The organism is Glaciimonas immobilis, assembly GCF_011947285.1.
In the GTDB taxonomy this organism is placed as follows: Bacteria; Pseudomonadota; Gammaproteobacteria; order Burkholderiales; family Burkholderiaceae_D; genus Glaciimonas; species Glaciimonas immobilis.
The window spans coordinates 31771-52043 of sequence record NZ_JAAOZT010000013.1 but is presented as its reverse complement, the minus strand read 5'-3'; the positions used below and the strand labels follow the sequence as shown (position 1 = coordinate 52043).

The following is a 20273-nucleotide window of genomic DNA, read 5'->3' as shown; positions in this document are numbered from 1 at the left end:
GTCCTACCCTCCCAAGAAATTCGGAAGAGTGGGCCGCTCAACCGACACCACCGAAACCCCATTTGAGAAATAATTATGACCAGCATTCACATACATAATAGCGAACGTTCAGCCGATTTTACGCTTGATTCTTCCAGTTCCAATGTGCGTGACACGAAAGCCAATCATTCCCAGATCGCCCCCAGTGAAATAGCCATTGGCGTCGTGATTGGCCGCGCCTCGGAATACTTCGACTTCTTTGTCTACGCCATGGCTTCAGTCCTGGTGTTTCCATCCGTATTTTTTCCGTTCGAGTCGCGGTTAGAGGGCACCCTCTTTGCGTTTGTTATTTTTTCCTTTGCATTTTTGGCGCGACCGTTTGGCACGATTGCTTTCATGGCGATCCAGCGGCGGTTCGGTCGCGAAGTTAAATTAACGGCCGCGCTATTCATGTTGGGCATTTCAACCGCTGGCATAGCCTTCCTGCCAGCTTACGAGCATCTCGGCTTTGCCTCCATCGTACTGCTCTCTTTGCTACGCATTGGTCAGGGTATTGCCGTGGGTGGATCGTGGGACGGCCTGCCCTCTTTACTTGCGCTTAACGCACCGCAAAATAAACGCGGTTGGTACGCAATGCTTGGTCAATTAGGCGCACCGGTCGGTTTTATGATTGCTGGCGGATTGTTCGCTTATATGTTATCCAATCTTACGACTGAAGACTTTTTGGACTGGGGCTGGCGCTATCCGTTCTACGTAGCGTTTGCCATCAACGTTGTAGCACTTTTCGCACGACTTCGCCTGGTATCCACCAAAGAATACGCGCGCTTGCTCGATGAGCGTGAACTGGAACCCACCAACGCTGTGGAAATGACCCGCTCACAAGGACGCAATCTAATTATTGGTGCGTTAGCTGCCTTGGCTAGCTACGCCCTGTTCCATCTGGTGACTGTGTTCCCGCTGTCATGGATCAGCCTCTATTCATTGCGCTCGACTAGTGACTTTCTGGTTGTTCAGGTAATCGGTGCCGGATTGATGGCACTCGGTGTCATCGCATCGGGCTTGATTGCCGATCGTCTGGGCCGTCGTACCACGCTCGGTGGATGTGCGATCCTGATCGCTGTTTTGAGCGGATTTATCCCTACACTGATGAACGGTGGGGACATGGGGCAAAACATCTTTATCTGGGTTGGATTTAGTTTGCTAGGATTATCTTACGGTCAGGCGGCTGGTGCCGTCACCTCCAACTTCTTGCCTAAGTATCGCTACACTGGTGCGGCACTAACCTCCGATCTATCCTGGCTGGTTGGGGCGGGCTTTGCGCCCTTGGTCGCACTAGGGCTGTCTGCGCATTTCGGCATGGCCTATGTGAGCTTTTATTTACTATCGGGTGCGGCCTGCTCACTGGCGGCACTCAGCCTTAATCGTGCGCTTGAAATTCGTGATTAAAAAAGGGGAATTCTAGATCCAGATTCCGCCGGAAAAAGGTCCCTTTTAAAATGCCAGGGTTTCGCTTGGTCGGGATACCAGGGGTCCCGGTAACCCGGATTGAGGCGTTTAATCCTGCATGCACGCGATCACGTTTATTTCGACCCATAAATAGTCAAAATGCCGAAAAATTTTTTTCGGCATTTTCAATTTAAGAGGCAAAAGTACACCTTGCAAATCGGTTTGTTTCATCTAAAATTATCAAATAATAATCAAACTTAGCAAGAATATGAAACAAAAGGGCAACAAACTACTAACCTTTAACACCAGCTACTTGGGGTAGAACCCGCTGAGAAACTGCACGGGCGGGAGTCGCGTGAGGACAAAAATCGGTCATAACGATTTTGAACATAGCCAGCCTCAAATCACGTTAGCGCAAAAACATCGTAAACTGGCACTGGGTCGGACGTTTTTATTTGCAACGCAGGCCGTTAATAACGGTCTTAAGCGAAATTTTAGTATCCCTCTTATTCGACCAAGGAGATATCGTGAAAATCAAGCTTACTGCCACCTGTTTAGTTATTAGCGTTTTAATGCCGCCCCTTGCATACGCTGTTGATTACGCTGCGCCTCAGACCAAATTTGGAGTGATCGTGAAGGATTCGGTCATCACCACAAAGATAAAATCAAAACTTACGGCTGAAAAAATGGCCTATGCAACAAACATAAAAGTAGAGACGGACAGCAACGGAGTGGTTCGCCTTAGTGGCAAAGTGGCGACGAAGGAAGAGATGAAGCGAGTGGAAGAAATTACGCACGACACGGACGGCGTTAAATCTGTTCAAAATGAGATTAGGGTGGGGAGCTGATTATCCTGATGATGAAAATCAAAAGAGTCAATTTTACGTATCTCCGAGAGCGGAATTGCAGCGCTGCATCCGCTCATAATGCGTGCGCGCGACTCTCTCGTACATCAGATCACATCTCTGCTCCCATCTCTCCTCTCATGCCAGGGCGATGCTTTTCGTAAAACTTACAAAGCACAGTTCAAGCTGCCTTTACGAAATATCCCTCAAACTTTTCCACCAAAATTGTCAAGGAGCACTGAATAGCAAGTCGGGATAAAAGCGTAACTTCTAACTATCAAGGCAAATTTAAATATGCGATTGATCATGGTGAAATAATGGGCCTTAACGAATTTGAACTTTGCAATCAGAGATAAGTCGCACAAACGGTAAACGTTAAAACACCACAGGGTAACAATTTTTAAACCAACCACATGGAGTTCGTATGCTGAACAAAAATTTACTTCTAGCCGCAATTATTGCTACCACTGTTCTGGTCGGCTGTAAAAAAACCGACGATGCGGCGGGCACCAACAGCGCCGCGACGTCACCGGGAGGTGCCGGAACGGCGGGTGGAGGAGCTGGCACAACGGGTGGCGGTGCCGGAACGGCGGGTGGTGGTACCGGTATGACAGGGGGCGGTACCGGAACGACCGGTGCAGGTAACGGAACGACCGGTGCAGGTAACGGAACGACCGGTGCAGGTAACGGAACGACCGGTGCAGGTAACGGAACGACCGGTGCAGGTAACGGAACTACGGGTACAGGTACCGGCACTACGGGTGCGGGTACGGGCACCGGCACTACGGGTACGGGTACCGGGACTGGCAAAACCTCAGCTCCTTAATGGCAAACCCATGAAACGAAAATTAGGGCAACTTGTACGTAGCTTGTAAAAGTTACCGATTGTTTGGGGCGGCACCCATGAAGGTAATCAAACCTCTCGCGATTGTTTTGACGCTGGGATGGGCTGCCGCTTCGGTCGCCCAAGCTCCTGCCAGTTCTCAGGCCGCGGCAAGCCCCAATACGCAGGTAAACGTTCAGTCTGGCCCAGCAGCCGTGACTGTCCGACCAAGGGACAAGGATGGGTATATCTTTGCCTGCGGCGGCGTTGGGGCGGACGAGTCTGCTTATATAAAAAGCGCTGCCAAAAATTATGACATGATGCTCACTTTCGCCCGCAAGGACGGCAGTTTCCTTGCCGACATTCAAATAAGCATTGTTGATCTTGGGAACAAGGATATTTTGCATACTAACTGTGGTGGACCGATGATGCTGATTAAATTTCCGCACCTCGGAAGTTATCGAATCAGTGCAACAGTGGGCGATATTAAGCTGACTAAAACCGTGCACATGTTTGCAAAAGGAGGTAATCGCTCATTTGTCTTCGAATGGCCCAATATGTAGTGACCGGCTTCCGGGACCTTGTGCCGATTACCTCCCTACGTGCTGATGCTCGCACGGGCAAGTACGATCTTGGACTTAAGGGAACGCGTTACACCCACTTGTATCTGGATTGATGACTGCCGCTACGCTATTGCGTTAGCGCTTTACTCTTCGTCCCGGATGCGGCACAAAAGATGCGCTGCAAGTGGCTATTGCACGCGTGGCCAAATATGTTCTGCTAAGCCATGCTTAAAGAGGGGCAATCGTCCTCCGTTAGTGTGGTTTTCCCCGATGGACGAAAATTATCGGCCACAGTCTCCGCTCAAAAAATGGACGCAGAAATTCGCGAACGTAACGGCAATATTTGCCGCTGAGGCGCATACCAAAATATCGTTGCCGTTATCCGGGAGGTCAAAAATATGCCACAAGACTTAACGCTCAAGGTGCAACGCAAAAACCGATTCCGGAATTCAAGGCATTTTTTCTCCTATGAGCGCGCTACAATCGTCGTGGACGAAAATGACTCTCACATCAATTCTTCAGGTGCCAGGGGTTAGGCGAAATCGGCATTACAGACTTATGCGCCGCCGTGGCAGATGCTGTTTATCATGCCAGCGGGAAACGTGTACGCGATCTTCCGCCTACCTTTGGATAAAATAATCGGACGAAGAGATCCGGCCGCCGTCAAAATAAAGTGACCCTGTGTAAGAGTATAATCACGACTGTTGCATTGCAGAAATAAAAAACCACCCGTTTCGGGCGGTGGTCCTGCGGCATGATCTGGTTGGTAATTTTGCATCCCGTCTATGAGCGCCAACAGTAAAGAGACGTTGCCCTTTTCAACCAACTTTGCGAATTCAACGCACTATTTTAATCGTGAATGCTCGCGATTGCTGCGGTATGCGCCACAGTATGGGCGGCGGCAGGTGCGGCCGAATTAATCAGCCAAGACACGTTGATACCCTACAACCAGATGCTCTCTAAACCCCTCCATAAAATGAGATAAATAAAATTGCTCCCAAATACTCGAACAGTACTCCCAGGTAAATATAGTGCGCTCCTTTTTGATATGGATGGGACGCTGATTAACTCTATCGCTGCCGCAGAACGCATTTGGCGCGCTTGGGCGCAACGTCACGGTTTGAATGTCGAGGCGTTTTTACCTACTATTCATGGCGCTCGGGCGGTTGATACGATAAGCAGATTAGGACTGCCCGGCGTTGACCCGCAAACCGAGGCTGTCGTCATTACCGAAGCAGAGATTGCGGACATTGAGGGCATCGTTGCGATATCCGGCGCAGTGACTTTTTTAAACGCATTGCCAACCTCAAAGTGGGCCATTGTGACGTCGGCTCCCAAGGCGTTAGCACTACGCCGCTTAAAAGCAGCAGGCATTCCAGTTCCGGCTATCCTTATCACAGCCGATGACGTCGCAATCGGAAAACCACACCCGGATTGCTATCTTCTGGCTGCACAAAAATTAGGCGTTGACTCAAGCGAATGTCTCGTCTTCGAAGATGCTCCGGTAGGTATTCTCGCTGGAGAAGCCGCAGGCGCAAAAGTGATGGTTGTCACCGCAACCCACGCGCATCCCATGACTACCGTACACCACACAATCAATACCTACGACGCTCTGTTTGTCGTTGTGGATGCAAGCGGCTTGATACTACTTGAAGAAATGACTGAATCGCTGGTTATCGATTTTGAATCGCCTCCCTCCTAATCGCATAAAAAATCAATAGTGAGCACACCTGTTGAAAATACGCAGTCACGACTGTTCTCCAGACTCGGCGCGGCTTTTAGATATAGTCAACTCTTCAAAACTGAGAGTTGCTCTTGGGTGCGCTCAATTTTGCACCAAAAAGCCAGGCCAGCAGCCACTAATAGCAATATCGTAGAAGCACCCATGGCCCCACGGACGTGAGCGATAATGTCCAGCGCCGAACCTGTGGCGATCATTGCGCCAAAAATAGCAACACCCAAGGCCCCGCCGACCTGCCGCGCCATGTTCAGTACCGCCGACGCAGTTCCCGCCTGATGCCGCTCAACATTGGATAAAATAGAGGTCGTCATGGCCGGAACCGCCAAGCCCATGCCCGCAGGAATAAGGGCGAGACCGGGCAGCATTTCAAGAAACGTGGCGTCTTGTGATATGCCGATTAACCCTAACAAAGCGTAACCCGTTGCACCAATCAAACCGCCCAGAACCATTGGGATACGCAAGCCCATTCGCGCCATCATCCAGCCACTAGCAATATTCGAGAAAATAAAGGTTGCAGTAAGCGGCAAAAAAGTGAGACCTGTCGCCATAACGGAAAATCCGCGTACTTTTTGCAAATAAAAACTCAGAATAAAGATCACCCCATAGTACGAAAAATTGACGAGGACTCCAAATAATACTGCTCCCGTAAAACTACTCCGACTGAACAATTGCAAGGGCAACATCGGTGCAGCGATCGTGCGTTCTACCATTAAAAATGCGATACCCGCCAAAAACGCAACGAGAAAACCACCCTGTACTAATGGATGCGACAGCCCTAACGGATGGACCTCAATAACGGCACCAACAAAACCTGTCAGCATAATAATTGCCAATATTTGGCCCGTCACATCGAACGACCTCCCAGGATCTTTACTTGGCATAGACGGTACTACTTTGCGGGTTATGATAAATCCCGCGATGCAAATCGGTATGTTCACCCAAAAAATACCGCGCCATCCACTGCTGGATACCAAAAGACCACCGAAAACAGGGCCCGCAGCAATAGAGACACCGCCCGCTGCGGTCCACCAGCCGATTGCCTTTGCAAGCATTTTTTTGTCAGCGGCATAAGTGAAATTGAGAATCGACAGCGAGCTCGGCACCAAAAATGCGGCGCCTATACCCTGCAGTGCGCGGGCTATATTCAGTGCAGTCGCTGTGGGCGCCAACGCGCAAGCAAAAGAGGACAGCGCAAACAATACAAAGCCAGATAAGAAAATACGCTTGGATCCATATTTGTCGCCTATGACACCCGCAGATAACAAGAAAACCGCGAACCCCAACGTGTAGGCGTCGACAACCCACTGAAGATCTGTAACGCTGGCATGCAGCTCTTGGCCAATCTGCGGCAATGCCACGTTGACAATCGTCACATCTAACTGAACGATGATAAATGCGAAGCTTGTGGCCAATAAAACCGCTAGCGAAGGAGGCTGACCGTTTTTCATGTTGATCCTTAAGTCGTACTGAGAGTTTGTCTCAAAGCTGCTCCCGCTTTTACTGCGGATATGATCTGTTGAGCGTATTTTCTTCTTCGGGTCTCAGGGTCACTCCGGGTTTTCCGTAAGATTTATCCCCAGATCGTCACTCCTTACAGAGAAATGACGCACCAGATTATAACAAGGGGAGTAAATTGGCGGAGAGAAATAGTAACGGAAAAACGACTACATATTGAACGTGTGGTTGGTCGAGCCGCACGGTGCGCTCAGTAACGGCTCAAACCCTTTAAATAGGGAGGTGTGAATCGGAAATATTATTAAAGGTGGCGGTGAATATTGATAATGTTTTACTGCGCCCACTCTCGCCCATAAAATTACGAAGGGCAAAGAAGCGCTGTAAGAAGCCGTTATTTTAAAACGGCGTATTATTCAAAAGTTACCACCAAGCATGCTCGATAATTTGGGAATGAGGCCTCAAAAGTCATTCGTTGTGAAAATATTCACCCCGTGAAAATATTTCTTATATGACAGATACTTCTAAGCATTTTAAAAATATTGCGGAACACAGGCGATAGCATTTTTCCGTATCGTAAAAAAGTCATGAAATAACGTCAAAAAATACGTGCATCCCTCGCACGTAAAATTACGCCGAAAAAAAAGACCAAATTCCGCCCTCTGGCTGCAAGACCCCGGGATGGCGTTGGAATATTGGTCATTGGATTTTAAACGCCTAAATTTCTCGGCTTGTTGGGAATTAAGAGAAGGGCTTCACTCTGAGGCGTGACTTTCAACAAAGAGCATGGCAACGACAATCATCGTACGGAGTTAAAAGATTTCGTTTCGTCGGGCGCTCATAGTTGGGCTCCCGGAATATTGCCACCTTCAATTTTAATCCCCCGGATCGCCTGCGGGGTTCAGAAAAATTGGGAATGGTTTTGGAAAAGCTGAATCGAATAAGCATTCGAAAGGATTTGACCCGATACGGACTTGGCAGAGTCGAAAGTGATGCGTAATACATTTCATAAACCAGACAAACCAGCCAATACTTTTCATTGCTGATTTATCTGACGGTTTATAACTTTGGCGGCGCATTGCGCTAGCGTTATTATGGCTTCGAAGTGGGCTTTATTTGTTGACAGGATAAGCGCATCGCTATGTTCATACGCGTCCACAAGGCATCACTCTTCCCTGGTTTGTCTGACACTTCTCCCGTCGCAAGTAGGGGCGCTTTTTGATTAATACGCAAGCGCTGGCCAATTCTATCTTCTTCACGAAATAAAGGACCTCTGGTCATATCATGCTCCCTAATTAATATTGTTGAGTGAGTGTCAAATGTTTATTTGAGTTTGCGATCCGTGACAAAGGCCCACGAGGAATAAATTACGTGAGTACAACGCTTTAAGCTTTTTATAAGCATAAAGAAACTTTATTAATATTTTTAACGCTTCCAATAATCAATAAGACTATAAAAAATTGAATAAAGTTTCACGAAAATTGTAATCTCTTTCCCTTGCTATCCAGAACGAAATTAATAAAAATCATGAAGGATAGACGTGAGATAAATTACTCCTAAATCACAAGGCTGCGCAATATTTATTGTATTTAAAAAAATAAATTTAATTCTCCCCGCCAATGAAATGGCCCATTTTCTAAAAAAATGAGCCATTGATCAGCGCCGCAACTTTAAGGCAATGCCGCGCAGTGGTTAAGGATTTTGAATGTTCGAGGCTTGTTTTCCCTTGGGGCCTTGCGTCACATCAAATGTTACTTTCTGACCTTCTTTCAAAGTTTTAAATCCCCCCATCTGTATTGCCGAAAAATGGGCGAATAGGTCTTCGCCCCCATCGTCGGGGGTTATAAAACCAAAACCTTTGGAGTCGTTAAACCATTTCACAGTACCCGTTGCCATAATGCATCCTTCCAAGTTAAAACGCCAAACAAGTTGTCAGAGAAAAACGACGATACCGCCCCATTCCTGCAACTCACCTCTATCAATAGGTACTCACCCTGTACCTATTAATATCCCACTAAGAATTTGATTTGTCATGCGCGTTATTGCCTTTATTCCCTCAAGTCCCTGCGAAAACGGTGCGCTTACAGATACCGTTTGAAAAGCGTATCCCATTTCAAGAGGGGTGCCAGCATTAAGTTAATAAGGCAATCAAAATGATAATTGGAATAGGAATACCGATAAGCCATAATAAAATAGATCCCATCATCTTCTCCAGCGGTATAAAGATATCGTAAAGTAACCGAATAAGTCGGAAGCGTGTAAAGCGGTTATCGTGTGACTTACCCCCACACACGATCACGTTGTTTACCGCCCAATGTAGCCATCACACTGGCAAAGAATGCTCCTAACAGGAGTGCAACAAATATCCACAACGCAGACTGAGCAGCCACCTTTCTTGCCTTGTCTGCAGTATCTTTTGCAGCGACCTCAGCATCGGTTTTAGCTTTAGTCATACGCGCAAAAATGTCATCGACCCTTTTATTGGCAGCGTCCCTTGGTAGACCCGTCGTTTGCGAAACTTGTTGTGATAAGTATGCTTTATCGTCGGCAGGCAAGGTACCGGTGCGTGTAGCGTTAGCTAATATTCTAACCATTTCAGCACGAAGAGCAGTATTTTCGCCGGGGCGAATTGCACTATTCGAAGCCATAGAACCAGATGGACCGGCCCCCGTGGCTAAGGCGCCTGTTGTATTCCCGCCAGCCTCATTCGGTACGGCGGCAGTATTTATCCCGTCTGACGAAGCTGAGGAAGTCTGACGCAACAACATATCGGAGAAATAATTGGCACCATTTGCGCTGGCACCTGCGGTTGCGCCGACGGCGGCAACAGCGGCACCGCCAACTTGCACTGCCCCGCTGGTGATTGCACTAACCGCACTCGTCAGAAAAGCTGCCGTCAGTAAGGTCGCAACTGCCCACGTCAGCAATCCGTGCGCAGTATCCCTAAAATAAACTTCCGTACTGTGGACGCTTGCCCATTTAATACGTAAGCGCCCTGCCATGTACCCGCCGATACCAGCAGCGGCCAGTTGCGTGAACGCAAGCCAGATAATGGTGGCCTTCCCTAAAGGGGCAGCGTTGTATGACCACGGCGAAACGGACGATAATCCGAGCCCGGTACCGAGGATAAATAGCACCAGCGATAACGCAGCTGCAGCTACCGCACCAGCAAAGATCGCGGCCCAGGATACTCCAGAGGCGTTGCCATCACCGACACCGAGGTCCCTGCCGGCTTCCAGCGGATGCAAACCTGAAATTCTGGACTGATCATCCATCTGACTCTCCTTAAATGTTCAATAAAAAATTGCAGGTGTTCATGCATAACCATTGCCACGTTCTTTGATGCTACCGTTTAATGATAAATGCGCTAAAAGGCGGATAGAAACTTACCTAGTCATATCGTTACAGTAGACCTTTCTTCACCGTCCCTCGATACTATTGATGCGAGTGCTTAAAGCCACTTGCCAAAATTAAATATTTTACCTGCATCATTTCAATAAATACTTTTATAGCAACGGTTGAATCGTAAGGGGCGGCGTTGCCTGCTGATATCGGAGGAACACTGATTTTTTTGTAGGAAACGATGAAAATTTAGTGAATTGTCAGGATGGTTTTCTGCTTGTAGCTTAGGTTTTACCTCGTATAGGTGCCACACAGTTAACGAAAATCTTCAGGCAGGTCCGCGCTTACAGAGGTTTACTTTTAAGCCGGCTGCTCCTACATTAAATTCAACTTCCAAGATTTACATGGGCTACCACTTTTTCAATTTTCTAAAGGATTAACATGAATCCCGTTGAAACTAATCACAGCTTTATAGATGCAATAGCGATGCTCGTGGCCGATCATGAGAACGTGAAAGCCAAATTTCAACAAATCGAGAAATTGGACGAGGGCGCATTGCGGGCGAAGAAAATATTGGCCGAAGAAATATGTGCCGCACTGACCGTCCACTGCATCATTGAGGAAGAAATTTTTTACCCTGCCGCGCGGGATGCAGCCAAGGATGGTCCGGACTTGGTCAATGAGGCTATTATTGAACATGCGAGTGCAAAAGAACTCATCGAACAAATCAAGATCATGGAACCCGACGATGAATTGTTCGACGCGAAAGTAAAAGTTCTGTCGGAACAAATAGCGCATCATGTCCTCGAAGAAGAGACAGAGATGTTTCCTCAAGTAAAAAAATCTCAGCTTAATCTTGTCGCATTACGCGATCAAATGCTTGAACGTAAAAAGCAGATGACGGTTCAGGGTTTGTGATCATAAGAGGAGGGATGGTATCGCCATGATACTTTCAGCGATATCTGCAGCCGAGGAGAAAGTCAGCGCTTATACCAATAAGTGCGAACCGGCGAAGCCGAAATAGAATAAGCCAATGCACCCTGCAGTGCAGCCCTTTTTTTACGCGGGGGGGAAGCCAGCAGCGCTTGTATTGGCAGTATTTTTGGTTCTCGTCTTTAATATCGCAGCAATATCGGCTGCGATATCAATAGTATTCGCAACCAACGGCAAAGCAGCGATACCGCACAGTAGCCATTCCGAAATAAATACGCAAAATAACCTGTGACGAAAAATTTTAGCGCTGCGGTTTTTGCAACGTGTTGATGCGATTGGCGATGCGCCGCTGCGAAAGGATGTTTCCGATGACACTGCTCTTCCTCAGCCCGCCCTCAATCTATCGTTGGAAAAATAATTCCAAGTTGTTGCCCGGTTACCGAAGTAGCGGAAGCTACGGGTGCGGGCGAAGCGACAGAGGTAACCAACGCAGCCCTGACCGGTGCGCTAACCGGATCACCAGAAGTCACCGCTGTACCCTCTTTAATCCGCTTAAGATCAACATTCCACCAAGGTGGTAAAAGCCGAGCGACGTTTGGTTGCGCAAACCTGTCATCGATTAAATACACAGAGCCACGGTCATGCTGGCTGCGGATCACCCGACCTGCCGCCTGAACAACTTTACGGATTCCGGGGAATAGGTACGTGTAATCATAACCGGCGTCAGCACCAAAAGCGGTGCTCATGCATTGCATCACCTGCGCATTAACAGGATTCAATGGAGGCAGTCCCAAGGTGGCAATAAACGCTCCTATCAGGCAATCACCCGGCAAGTCAATGCCTTCTGCAAAGGCGCCTCCTAAGACGGCAAATCCTACTCCCTTAGCGCTGGGTGAAAAGCGCGCCAAAAATTGTTCGCGCTCTGACTCTGCCATACGTCGCGACTGAACCCATATAGGAATTTCGGGAAAGCGAGCTGCAAAGAGGTCTGCCACTTTTTGGAGATAGTCAAAACTACTGAAAAAAGCGAGGTAATTTCCTGGTGTCGACGAGTAAGTTTTCCCGATCAACGTCGCTATCGGCATCAATGAATCTGCACGATCTTGATAACGCGTAGAGATGGCGTTGATTTGAACATATAACTGATCGGGGGAAAACGGCGACTGGACCTCAATCCAGGCCGTGTTTTCGGGCATACCAAGAGTGTCACTATAGAACTGCAACGGCGTCAATGTGGCAGAAAACATAACGACCGAACGCGCTGCTGCAAATCGCTGGGCCAGAAACGGGGCGGGAATAATATTACGCACACAAAGAACCGTGGCCTTGGCACTCGCCTTCTCTACTGCCGCTATCAACTGAAAAGGATTGCCGTTTAGTCCTGCACTTTTTCCTGTTAATGTAACTGGCGGCTGTCCGGCTATTTTTCCCACCATCTTTTCTGTTTTATTTCCTGCAATGGAAATATCGAATATTGAATGTGTGTCAAACGAGGCCAGCAGGTTCGAGAAAAGCAACAAATCAAAATAGGACTGTAATAGCCGCGAGTTTAGTCCGAGGGGATTCTCATTCATGTACTCGGAGAGCGCGTTGATGACTTGCTGTAACGCATCGGAGAAGGTGGACGGAATAGAGGCACAGACGTGATAAGCGGCGTCTTTGTTTTCCTCGCTCTGCTTCTTGTTGAATGTATTCCAATGCCGGTTAAAGCGATCTAATGGCTTTTTAAGTCCGAGCGGCGCTTCACGTCGCGCAATATTAAAATCAATTTGATCCAGCTGGGCTGTATACATATTGCGGACACGCTCAACCATGTTGTGTGCCTCATCCACCAGAACGGTCACGCGCCATTGATTAGCCACGGTCAGCCCGTAGAGCATAGCGTTCAAGTCGAAATAATAGTTATAGTCGCCCACCACCACGTCGCTCCAGCGCACCATATCCTGCCCCAGATAATAAGGGCATACCTGATGTGCCAATGCTACCGTTCGCAGGGCCTGCCGATTCATCACCTGAAGGTCCGCAGCCGCCTGACGTGCAGCTGGCAGACGATCATAAAAACCGTGCGCAAGCGGGCAAGAGTCCCCATGACAAGCTTTATCCGGATGTTCGCACGCTTTGTCGCGCGCGACCAGTTCGAGCACCCGCAACGGCAAAATACCTGCCGTCGTTCGGATCACATTAAGCGCGTCTAGCGCAAGGCTGCGGCCAGAGGTCTTGGCGGCGAGGAAAAATATTTTATCCACACCCTGCCCTGGGCACGCTTTAAGTGTCGGGAACAAGGTGCCGACGGTTTTTCCGATGCCGGTTGGCGCTTGCACCATCAAGCATCGACCGCTGATAGTAGCGCGATAGACGTCCTCCGCCAATGCGCGTTGTCCAGTCCGAAAATCAGCGTAAGGAAATTTCAGTGCGTCCAGCGCTTGATCACGCGCCGCGCGATGGGTCAGTTCAGATTGTGACCAAGCCAGAAACAAAGCGCATTGCGTTTCAAAAAATTGCTTAAGGTCCAGGGCAGAGTGAGACTCAGCGATCACCGTTTCTTGTTGACTCCGGATGTCAAAATAAACCAGCGCCAGCGTGACTGCCGACAAGCCGCGTTCCTGGCACAGCATCCATCCATAAATCTTTACCTGCGCCCAATGTAGTTGGCGATGGTTATCCGGGATTTGGTGGAAGTCACCGCGGTAAGTCTTGATTTCTTCAAGTTGATTTGTGACCGGATCGTAGCCGTCTGCTCTTCCCACGACCTGCAAATTATTGATTTCGCCGCTAAGGCTAAGCTCTGACAAATAAGGCGCGACGCGCCGTGATTGAACTATTCCATGTCCGGCAATGCCTTCTTGTGCAGAGGGTGAAGGTGTGAAGCGCAGATCAAGATCGCCGCGCTTCGCGGTGAACTCGCATAGGTTCCGGACGGTCACACGGTATGTCATTGTTGGTATTTCATTGATGGTTTAGTATTCAATCCGCCCATTGGACGTAACATACCGCCACCGGCATGTCGTTTCGAGCGCAATAGTCGAGCCAACGCAGTTGATTATCTTGTAATCGATCTCCCGGTCCTTTTACTTCGATCATCCGATATTTCTTTTCAGCCGGCCAAAACTGAATAAGATCGGGCATCCCTGCGCGGTTTGACTTGATATCTTCCAGCATGCGTTCGAACCATCGTTTCAAATGGTACGCGGGCAAACATGCCAGAGCAACCTCCAATAACTCTTTTGACATTAACTCCCAAAACACAAAGGGAGATTGAATACCGTATTTATCCTTAAAGCTTTGACGAATGGTCGATATATATTGATCGGAATCCAGTTGTTGCAAACTCTCGCCAAACTGGGCAGCACGACGCTGAAAGAAATCGGGACTATATAGATCGACGGGACCAGTATGAAACGGATGGTAAAAGGCGTTCGGGATCGGCGCAAAAATCGCATTCCAGCATAGCAGCCCAAACAAAGAGTTGATTAGCCCATTCTCAACGTAGTGTACCCGCGCGCCCTGCTCCGGAGCGAGGGCCTCAATATGGTCTCTGGCACATTCCTCGACTGATTTCGGCTCCGCGGGACGAAGCAACATCAGATCGATCCTGTCTACCGATCTTTTTTCAATAACGGGCGCTTTTGGATATCCTAACTGACGGTTTAACCTGGGGAAAATCCGCAGCAGATGCTGTTTCTCAGCCTCACTTTCGGGTTGATTTTCCGCAATTTTTGCTAGACTGAATGCAGCAGAAAAATGCCCGCACCGCTCCATGGTGCGAATTGTCCGAACGCGTGAACCTGGATAAGTGATCCGCCCATATAGGTTGAGTGCGGCTGCATAATCTTTAGCTTGCTCGTAATGCTCCGCGATCTGAAACAACAACCTGTTGCGTCGCCCCTCTAGCAAAATACTGTCATAGCTTTCGGTCGGTATATCGATTAGTACAGTTTCTGCTGACTCTCCCTGATGGAACCGCTGCCCGCATTGGTACAGATAATAATAATCGTCGATATCCTGGCGATGCTGAAATCCACGGGATGCCAATGAAAACGCGACTTTTTCATAGGTAAATAAGCCGAGATCAACGAGGACAAATTCGGTCCAGTCTTGTCGCAGATTACCGAAAAACAATAATCTTAAACGATCACATAGTGCACTTACACAAACCTGATATACACAATCGGAGGCATCCGGATACCAGGATAAAAATGCACGGGTCTCGGACTCAGCGTTATCGTCCGTCGCAACATTTACAGGCGCATCGACGTCGGCATTAGCACCAACCGCAACATCCGCACCATCCGCACCATCCGCGGTAGCAACGCCCCTAGCTACGTCCGCTCGCGCATCAGGCCCATCAGAAAACTCATTGCGCAGCGCCAATAACTGGTCCGCTTTTTTCGCCGCATAAGCTGCATTTTTACGCAGCAATGCGCCGAAAATATGACTTACTTCTGTTTTCTTTAATAGGCTAAACAAAGTATCCAAATGAAGCGCTGGGGCATCGTTAACCCATCCCAAGGCAATCAGCGGGGCGGCGGCGGCCTGAACCTCCCCGATCTCGTCATAGCACAATTTTCCAGATCGAAAGTAGTCCCCCTTTCGCATCAGCATCCGCACCAACAGCGCTCTGGAGGGCTGCGGTAACAATGGGAAGAAATCGATGAACCCGCGCTCTTCCTTCGTGAGCAGATCGTCGTAACGCTCCCGCACCCAATTTATGGCGATGCAAAAGTTATCAAGATAGTAAAAACGGTTTTCGAGCGACTTCATCATTTCACGTTACGATCAGACCGAAAGCGCTTTTCCTGACCGTTGAATTGCTAAGCGCCGGATCTATTTTTGGGAGCAATTGTTTAGATGAGGTGAACAAGATACCAGACCTCAATTAAGGAGCAATGAAAGCGTCACAACACCCTGTGCTTCAAATCGCATACATTCAGGCCGTGCTCCAAATAGGCCTGAATTACAGTTAAAAACAGACTTACCGAGCAGCACATAAACGTATCAACCAAATGCGGAGAAACAATAATTCGAGATATCCTGATGCATGGCCGGTACGCCATTCGATGATCGGATTGGGCGTGTAATAACGCTTGCGATAATCACGACAGATCGAAATTTCACGACCGCCGATACGTAAACCTACCGTGAATCCGCCTTTAACTACATCTGGCTGGGTAACAACTGCATTGGAGTGAGTCATAATTAGTTATCCCGAAGAAATCATTTATACCGAGATCAAAGCTTACCACAACAACTGTACGGATATACAGTAAAAATATTTGTGTGGCTTTTCCGCGACCAACGGAACCAAAGGCAGGTTATGCGGCCTTCCATTTTAAACAAGCCGAGAAATGAGGGAGTTAGTTAATTGACAGGTCGCAAGCTGTTACGGCTAAGGCAATTTATGTCCTTCGGTAAGCATTTAAAATGCCGCCCCGGATAATCTACATCAATCAAATCTGCTACCCTTCCCTCTCAGGATTGAAGCCCAATTTCTTCATCGCACCGGCTAAACCTTGGGCCGCATCTGCATAGCCCTCCCACGGACCGTTGCCCTGATCAAGACGGGTATGAATGCTTGATACCGTCCAATGGGCGCCGCTATTGACCTTAGGCACTTCATCCCACGCTAAGGGTACGGATACGCCGAGTCCTGGCCTGGCCCTTGCAGACCAGGCACACACGGTCGTGGCACCAAAACCGTTACGTAAATAATCGACAAAAATTTTTCCAACGCGGTTTCGGGGTCCACTTTTTACGACAAAATGTGACGGCAGTGCTAATACCAATTGCGCGACTATCGCGCGTGAAAATGCTTTGATCTGGTTCCATCCAAAGTGCTTTGCGACCGGCACAACTATGTGGAAACCTTTGCCGCCACTGGTCTTTACAAACGAGGTTAGCCCTAACTGGTCCATCAACGCTTTCACCAGCAAAGCAGACTCCTGCATCATTTGCCACTCTACGCCTTCGCCCGGGTCAAGGTCGAATGTCATGCGATCCGGCTTATTGATCGCTGTCTTGATCGCATTCCATGTATGGAATTCCATCACGTTCATTTGTGCCGCTGACAACAGCCCCTCCGGCTTAACAACCTCAAGTAAGCGCTCATGATCAGGATAAAGACTTGCAGCCAGTTGTGCTACGCCCGCAAGCTCCCCCAGTGCAAGGTGTTTCTGAAAAAAAAGCTGCTTTCCTACCCCATCGGGCGCGCGGACTAATGATACCGGCCGTCCTTTGAGATGCGGCATCATCAATGGCCCAACCAGCGCATAAAAGCGCAGCAGTTCAATCTTGGTGGTACCACTTTCGGGATCAATCTCACGCTCGGGACTGGTAATTTTTAACCATGCAGGAAGCGACGTTACGCGATCTTCCGGCGCACTCAGATGAGTGGCGACTTCGCGCACAATCGCGCGCGCGGGCTTGTCGGTGCGTAAACCATGAAATACGGGATGACGTATCCGCCCACTTTTAGTCCATTCGGAGAACGACACTTCCGCTAATAATCTAGGCTGCACCCAGTGCCCTACGGGACGGAGATCGCTGGCGGCGGTAAAAGGACTTTCGGCACATCCAATTGCGCTTAACGCTGCTGTCAACGACCGCAACGTTTTATCATCAAAGCCGGTCCCAACTTTGCCTGCGTAGCGCAACTTTCCATCCGCGTCGTGGACCCCGAGTAACAATGATCCCAGCCCGGTGCGACGGCCTTGCGGATCCGTGTAGCCGCCAATCACAAACTCCTGCCGCTGGCTGCACTTCAATTTTATCCAGTCGGCAGAACGGCGCCCGACGTATGGCGCATCCTTCTTCTTTCCAATGACGCCCTCCATTCCGAGACTGCAAGCGGATGTCACGATATCGCGCCCTAATGCTTCAAACGTATCGCTAAACCGAATCGTCGGCGAGGTGGATTTTTCTAACAAAAATTTTAGCACTGACCGCCGCGCCACCAGCGGCACCGGTCGCAAATCGAAGCCACTAAAAAAGGGCAAATCAAAAAGAAAGTAAACAATTTCCTGGGTTTTTTTGGTATCGAAAGCGCCTTGCAAGGCTTGAAAATCCGGGATACCTTTCTCGCCCGGCATAACGATCTCGCCATCGTACCAACCATTGGGCAATTGGGCCTTGCGCAGGGCGTCCGCCAGCGCGGGTAACTTCTGGCTCCAGTCGTTCCCGTTGCGCGTTATCAGCAAAATATTGTTACCCTCAATCCGGGACAATAGCCGATAACCGTCGTATTTTATTTCGTATAGCCACTCCTCAGAATCTCGCGGTGGACTATCAACTAACGTCGCCAATTGGGGCGTTAATTCTGCTGGCAATGGGGCCTCGATCGCACCGGCTGGAATGGTACCGTCTTCAACCGAAAGCGCAGAACTCGCGGGTGCTGCGATTTTCTTCTTGACTGACTTCCTGACGTTACCTTTGACCTCGGCGTTGGCCGGCTCGCTATCGGCACCATTGGCGATGCTGGTCTTCGGCGCAACTATCGTTGATGGCAAAGACAGTTTTGCAACGCTATCAGGCATTTCATCGACTACGTTATAAGCTGCCGACGGTTGGGCGAACGCATCTTTTTCTTTGATGAGCAACCAGGTTGGTTTGTGCTCAGAACTGGTTTTATCCTCGGCACCATTTTTGTTCTTGATGCGGATAAGCGCCCACTTTCCACGCAATTTAAAACCATGCAGGACGAACTTAAGGTTCCCGTCCCGCAACCCTACGGCCGGGTCTGCGATGGGCTCCCATGTACCTTTGTCCCAAATAATGACCTTGCCCGCACCGTATTGTTTAGCCGGAATTTCACCTTCGAAAGCGTTATAAGCAATCGGATGATCCTCTACCTGCACCGCCATTCTTTTGACTTTAGGATCGTAGCTTGGCCCTTTCGGTACCGCCCAACTGCGCATTGTGCCTTCAAATTCCAGCCGCACGTCATAATGTAAATGGGAGGCCCAGTGCTTCTGCACGACGAAGACCAGTCCCTCTGGACTGGCAAGGCCACCCTCTTCCGGTTCGCTGGTTTTGCTAAAATCGCGTTTGTTTTTGTAAGTCCTCAGGGGATCGGGACGCGTCATTGCGAACTCCTTTAGAGCGATTTAACCGGATTTACGTTTAGGGGCGGCCTTCTTTGGCGGCGGCGCAGTCGGCTTGGCTTTTTTGGCAGCGGGCTTTGGGAGCACGTCATCGGGCTTAGCGGCGGGGTTAGTTGGTGTAGACGATTTCGCCATACTGTTTAGGCTACGTTGCAACATCTCAGTCAAATCATAAATACGTGCACCCGCACCAGCGTCAGTGGCTTCGCTTTCAATAGGGGTGACTGACTCGGTATTGCCTGCTTTCACTTTTTCTTCAACCAGCTTTAAAATTTGCTCTTTGAATGAGTCGGTAAAATCCGCAGGATTCCATTTGCCCCCCATATCGCGCACCAGTTGCTCGCCCATTTTCATTTCTTTATCGCTGATACCGCTGGCCTCAATACCCTCGGCTGGCAGGTCAAGTTCGTCCCATGTTCTGACCTCCTCGCCCCATCGTAACAAATCCAGAACGAGAGCAGGACCACAGGGCATCAGTACTGCAAGATGCTGTTTAGTCTGAATCACTACTTTGGCGATGCCAACTTTGCCGGTCTTCACCAAGACCTCACGCAGCAGCGCGTATACCTTCGCGCCTTTATTAATCGGCGATACATAATAGGGACGCTCAAGGAACAAGAAGGGGATTTCGCCGGCGTCAACGAAACACTCGATTTCAATCGTCTGAGTAGATTTGGGATAAGCCGCCGATATTTCTTCCTGCGACAAAATAACGTACTGGCCATCCTCGTATTCGATACCCTTTACGATATTTTCTTTATCGACATCCTTACCGGTTTTTTTATTGATCCGCTTATAGCCCACAGGATCCATGCTGCGTTTGTCGAGCCAGTCAAAGTTAAGCCCCTGCTCCGCAGTTGCCGCATGTAAAGCAATGGGAATATGGACGAGTCCGAACGAGATCGCGCCTTTCCAAAGGATACGTTTACTCGTAGTAGCCATCGTCGACTCCTGCGGCGCTATCAATTTATCGTTCGTTTTTATTTTATTTGATGAATTTTTTGAACTATGGGCAGATAGTCATATCTGCCCATATCCGGTTACACCACGCGA

At 49.0% G+C, this 20273-nt stretch carries 14 protein-coding genes; 6 read left to right on the top strand and 8 right to left on the bottom strand.

Translation table 11 applies throughout. The features are described from left to right. Nucleotides 1-75: 75 nt before the first annotated feature. The 5 genes from HAV38_RS19145 to HAV38_RS19125 all read left to right on the top strand — a co-directional run bounded on the left by HAV38_RS19145 (nucleotide 76) and on the right by HAV38_RS19125 (nucleotide 5358). Nucleotides 76-1425, top strand: coding sequence for an MFS transporter (locus tag HAV38_RS19145; RefSeq protein WP_168057005.1), 1350 nt, complete (start codon nucleotides 76-78; stop codon nucleotides 1423-1425). A 527-nt stretch (nucleotides 1426-1952) separates the two neighbouring features. Further along, nucleotides 1953-2273 carry a BON domain-containing protein gene (locus HAV38_RS19140; RefSeq protein WP_168057004.1) on the top strand — a complete coding sequence of 107 codons (321 nt, stop codon included), beginning with the start codon at nucleotides 1953-1955 and terminating at the stop codon, nucleotides 2271-2273. Between the two features lie 421 nt (nucleotides 2274-2694). Beyond that, on the top strand, nucleotides 2695-3096 hold the full coding sequence (locus HAV38_RS21695) for a hypothetical protein (RefSeq protein WP_184013468.1): 402 nt from the start codon (nucleotides 2695-2697) through the stop codon (nucleotides 3094-3096). Between the two features lie 77 nt (nucleotides 3097-3173). Further along, nucleotides 3174-3656, top strand: a complete 483-nt coding sequence (locus HAV38_RS19130) for a hypothetical protein (protein WP_168057003.1) — start codon at nucleotides 3174-3176, stop codon at nucleotides 3654-3656. Between the two features lie 991 nt (nucleotides 3657-4647). Further along, nucleotides 4648-5358, top strand: a complete 711-nt coding sequence (locus HAV38_RS19125; protein WP_245182457.1) for an HAD family hydrolase — start codon at nucleotides 4648-4650, stop codon at nucleotides 5356-5358. An 86-nt stretch (nucleotides 5359-5444) separates the two neighbouring features. Here HAV38_RS19125 and HAV38_RS19120 read toward each other — a convergent pair whose 3' ends face one another. The 3 genes from HAV38_RS19120 to HAV38_RS19110 all read right to left on the bottom strand — a co-directional run bounded on the left by HAV38_RS19120 (nucleotide 5445) and on the right by HAV38_RS19110 (nucleotide 10124). After that, a complete protein-coding gene (locus HAV38_RS19120; RefSeq protein WP_168057002.1) occupies nucleotides 5445-6845 on the bottom strand; it encodes an MFS transporter in 1401 nt (466 codons plus the stop codon). A gap of 1696 nt (nucleotides 6846-8541) precedes the next feature. Continuing rightward, nucleotides 8542-8745 carry a cold-shock protein gene (locus tag HAV38_RS19115; protein ID WP_168057001.1) on the bottom strand — a complete coding sequence of 68 codons (204 nt, stop codon included), beginning with the start codon at nucleotides 8743-8745 and terminating at the stop codon, nucleotides 8542-8544. Nucleotides 8746-9128: 383 nt separating this feature from the next. Continuing rightward, entirely contained in the window at nucleotides 9129-10124 is a 996-nt protein-coding gene (locus HAV38_RS19110; protein WP_245182456.1) for a hypothetical protein, read from the bottom strand. Nucleotides 10125-10632: 508 nt separating this feature from the next. On the opposite strand from HAV38_RS19110, the gene HAV38_RS19105 reads away from it, so the two are divergent. After that, complete coding sequence (locus tag HAV38_RS19105; RefSeq protein ID WP_168057000.1) at nucleotides 10633-11109, top strand: hemerythrin domain-containing protein; 477 nt, start codon at nucleotides 10633-10635, stop codon at nucleotides 11107-11109. A gap of 410 nt (nucleotides 11110-11519) precedes the next feature. Here HAV38_RS19105 and HAV38_RS19100 read toward each other — a convergent pair whose 3' ends face one another. From HAV38_RS19100 to ku, 5 genes are all read right to left on the bottom strand, one after another. Continuing rightward, complete coding sequence (locus HAV38_RS19100; protein ID WP_168056999.1) at nucleotides 11520-14060, bottom strand: ATP-dependent DNA helicase; 2541 nt, start codon at nucleotides 14058-14060, stop codon at nucleotides 11520-11522. 28 nt (nucleotides 14061-14088) lie between these two features. Then, complete coding sequence (locus tag HAV38_RS19095) at nucleotides 14089-15888, bottom strand: VRR-NUC domain-containing protein (protein ID WP_168056998.1); 1800 nt, start codon at nucleotides 15886-15888, stop codon at nucleotides 14089-14091. 208 nt (nucleotides 15889-16096) lie between these two features. Next, entirely contained in the window at nucleotides 16097-16318 is a 222-nt protein-coding gene (locus HAV38_RS19090; RefSeq protein ID WP_168056969.1) for a hypothetical protein, read from the bottom strand. Nucleotides 16319-16580: 262 nt separating this feature from the next. Then, the gene (gene ligD / locus HAV38_RS19085; protein ID WP_168056997.1) at nucleotides 16581-19202 is read right to left on the bottom strand and encodes a DNA ligase D; all 2622 of its coding nucleotides are present in this window, start codon (nucleotides 19200-19202) and stop codon (nucleotides 16581-16583) included. Nucleotides 19203-19223: 21 nt separating this feature from the next. Continuing rightward, the gene (ku, locus tag HAV38_RS19080) at nucleotides 19224-20162 is read right to left on the bottom strand and encodes a non-homologous end joining protein Ku (RefSeq protein WP_168056996.1); all 939 of its coding nucleotides are present in this window, start codon (nucleotides 20160-20162) and stop codon (nucleotides 19224-19226) included. Nucleotides 20163-20273 lie beyond the last annotated feature (111 nt).

What these genes read in the sequence shown, in the direction of transcription:
- HAV38_RS19145 (WP_168057005.1), top strand. Translation starts at nt 76, where the DNA reads ATGACCAGCATTCACATACATAATAGCGAACGTTCAGCCGATTTTACG.
- HAV38_RS21695 (WP_184013468.1), top strand. Translation starts at nt 2,695, where the DNA reads ATGCTGAACAAAAATTTACTTCTAGCCGCAATTATTGCTACCACTGTT.
- HAV38_RS19130 (WP_168057003.1), top strand. Translation starts at nt 3,174, where the DNA reads ATGAAGGTAATCAAACCTCTCGCGATTGTTTTGACGCTGGGATGGGCT.
- HAV38_RS19120 (WP_168057002.1), bottom strand. Translation starts at nt 6,845, where the DNA reads ATGAAAAACGGTCAGCCTCCTTCGCTAGCGGTTTTATTGGCCACAAGC.
- HAV38_RS19115 (WP_168057001.1), bottom strand. Translation starts at nt 8,745, where the DNA reads ATGGCAACGGGTACTGTGAAATGGTTTAACGACTCCAAAGGTTTTGGT.
- HAV38_RS19110 (WP_245182456.1), bottom strand. Translation starts at nt 10,124, where the DNA reads ATGGATGATCAGTCCAGAATTTCAGGTTTGCATCCGCTGGAAGCCGGC.
- HAV38_RS19105 (WP_168057000.1), top strand. Translation starts at nt 10,633, where the DNA reads ATGAATCCCGTTGAAACTAATCACAGCTTTATAGATGCAATAGCGATG.
- HAV38_RS19100 (WP_168056999.1), bottom strand. Translation starts at nt 14,060, where the DNA reads ATGACATACCGTGTGACCGTCCGGAACCTATGCGAGTTCACCGCGAAG.
- HAV38_RS19095 (WP_168056998.1), bottom strand. Translation starts at nt 15,888, where the DNA reads ATGATGAAGTCGCTCGAAAACCGTTTTTACTATCTTGATAACTTTTGC.
- HAV38_RS19090 (WP_168056969.1), bottom strand. Translation starts at nt 16,318, where the DNA reads ATGACTCACTCCAATGCAGTTGTTACCCAGCCAGATGTAGTTAAAGGC.
- ligD (WP_168056997.1), bottom strand. Translation starts at nt 19,202, where the DNA reads ATGACGCGTCCCGATCCCCTGAGGACTTACAAAAACAAACGCGATTTT.
- ku (WP_168056996.1), bottom strand. Translation starts at nt 20,162, where the DNA reads ATGGCTACTACGAGTAAACGTATCCTTTGGAAAGGCGCGATCTCGTTC.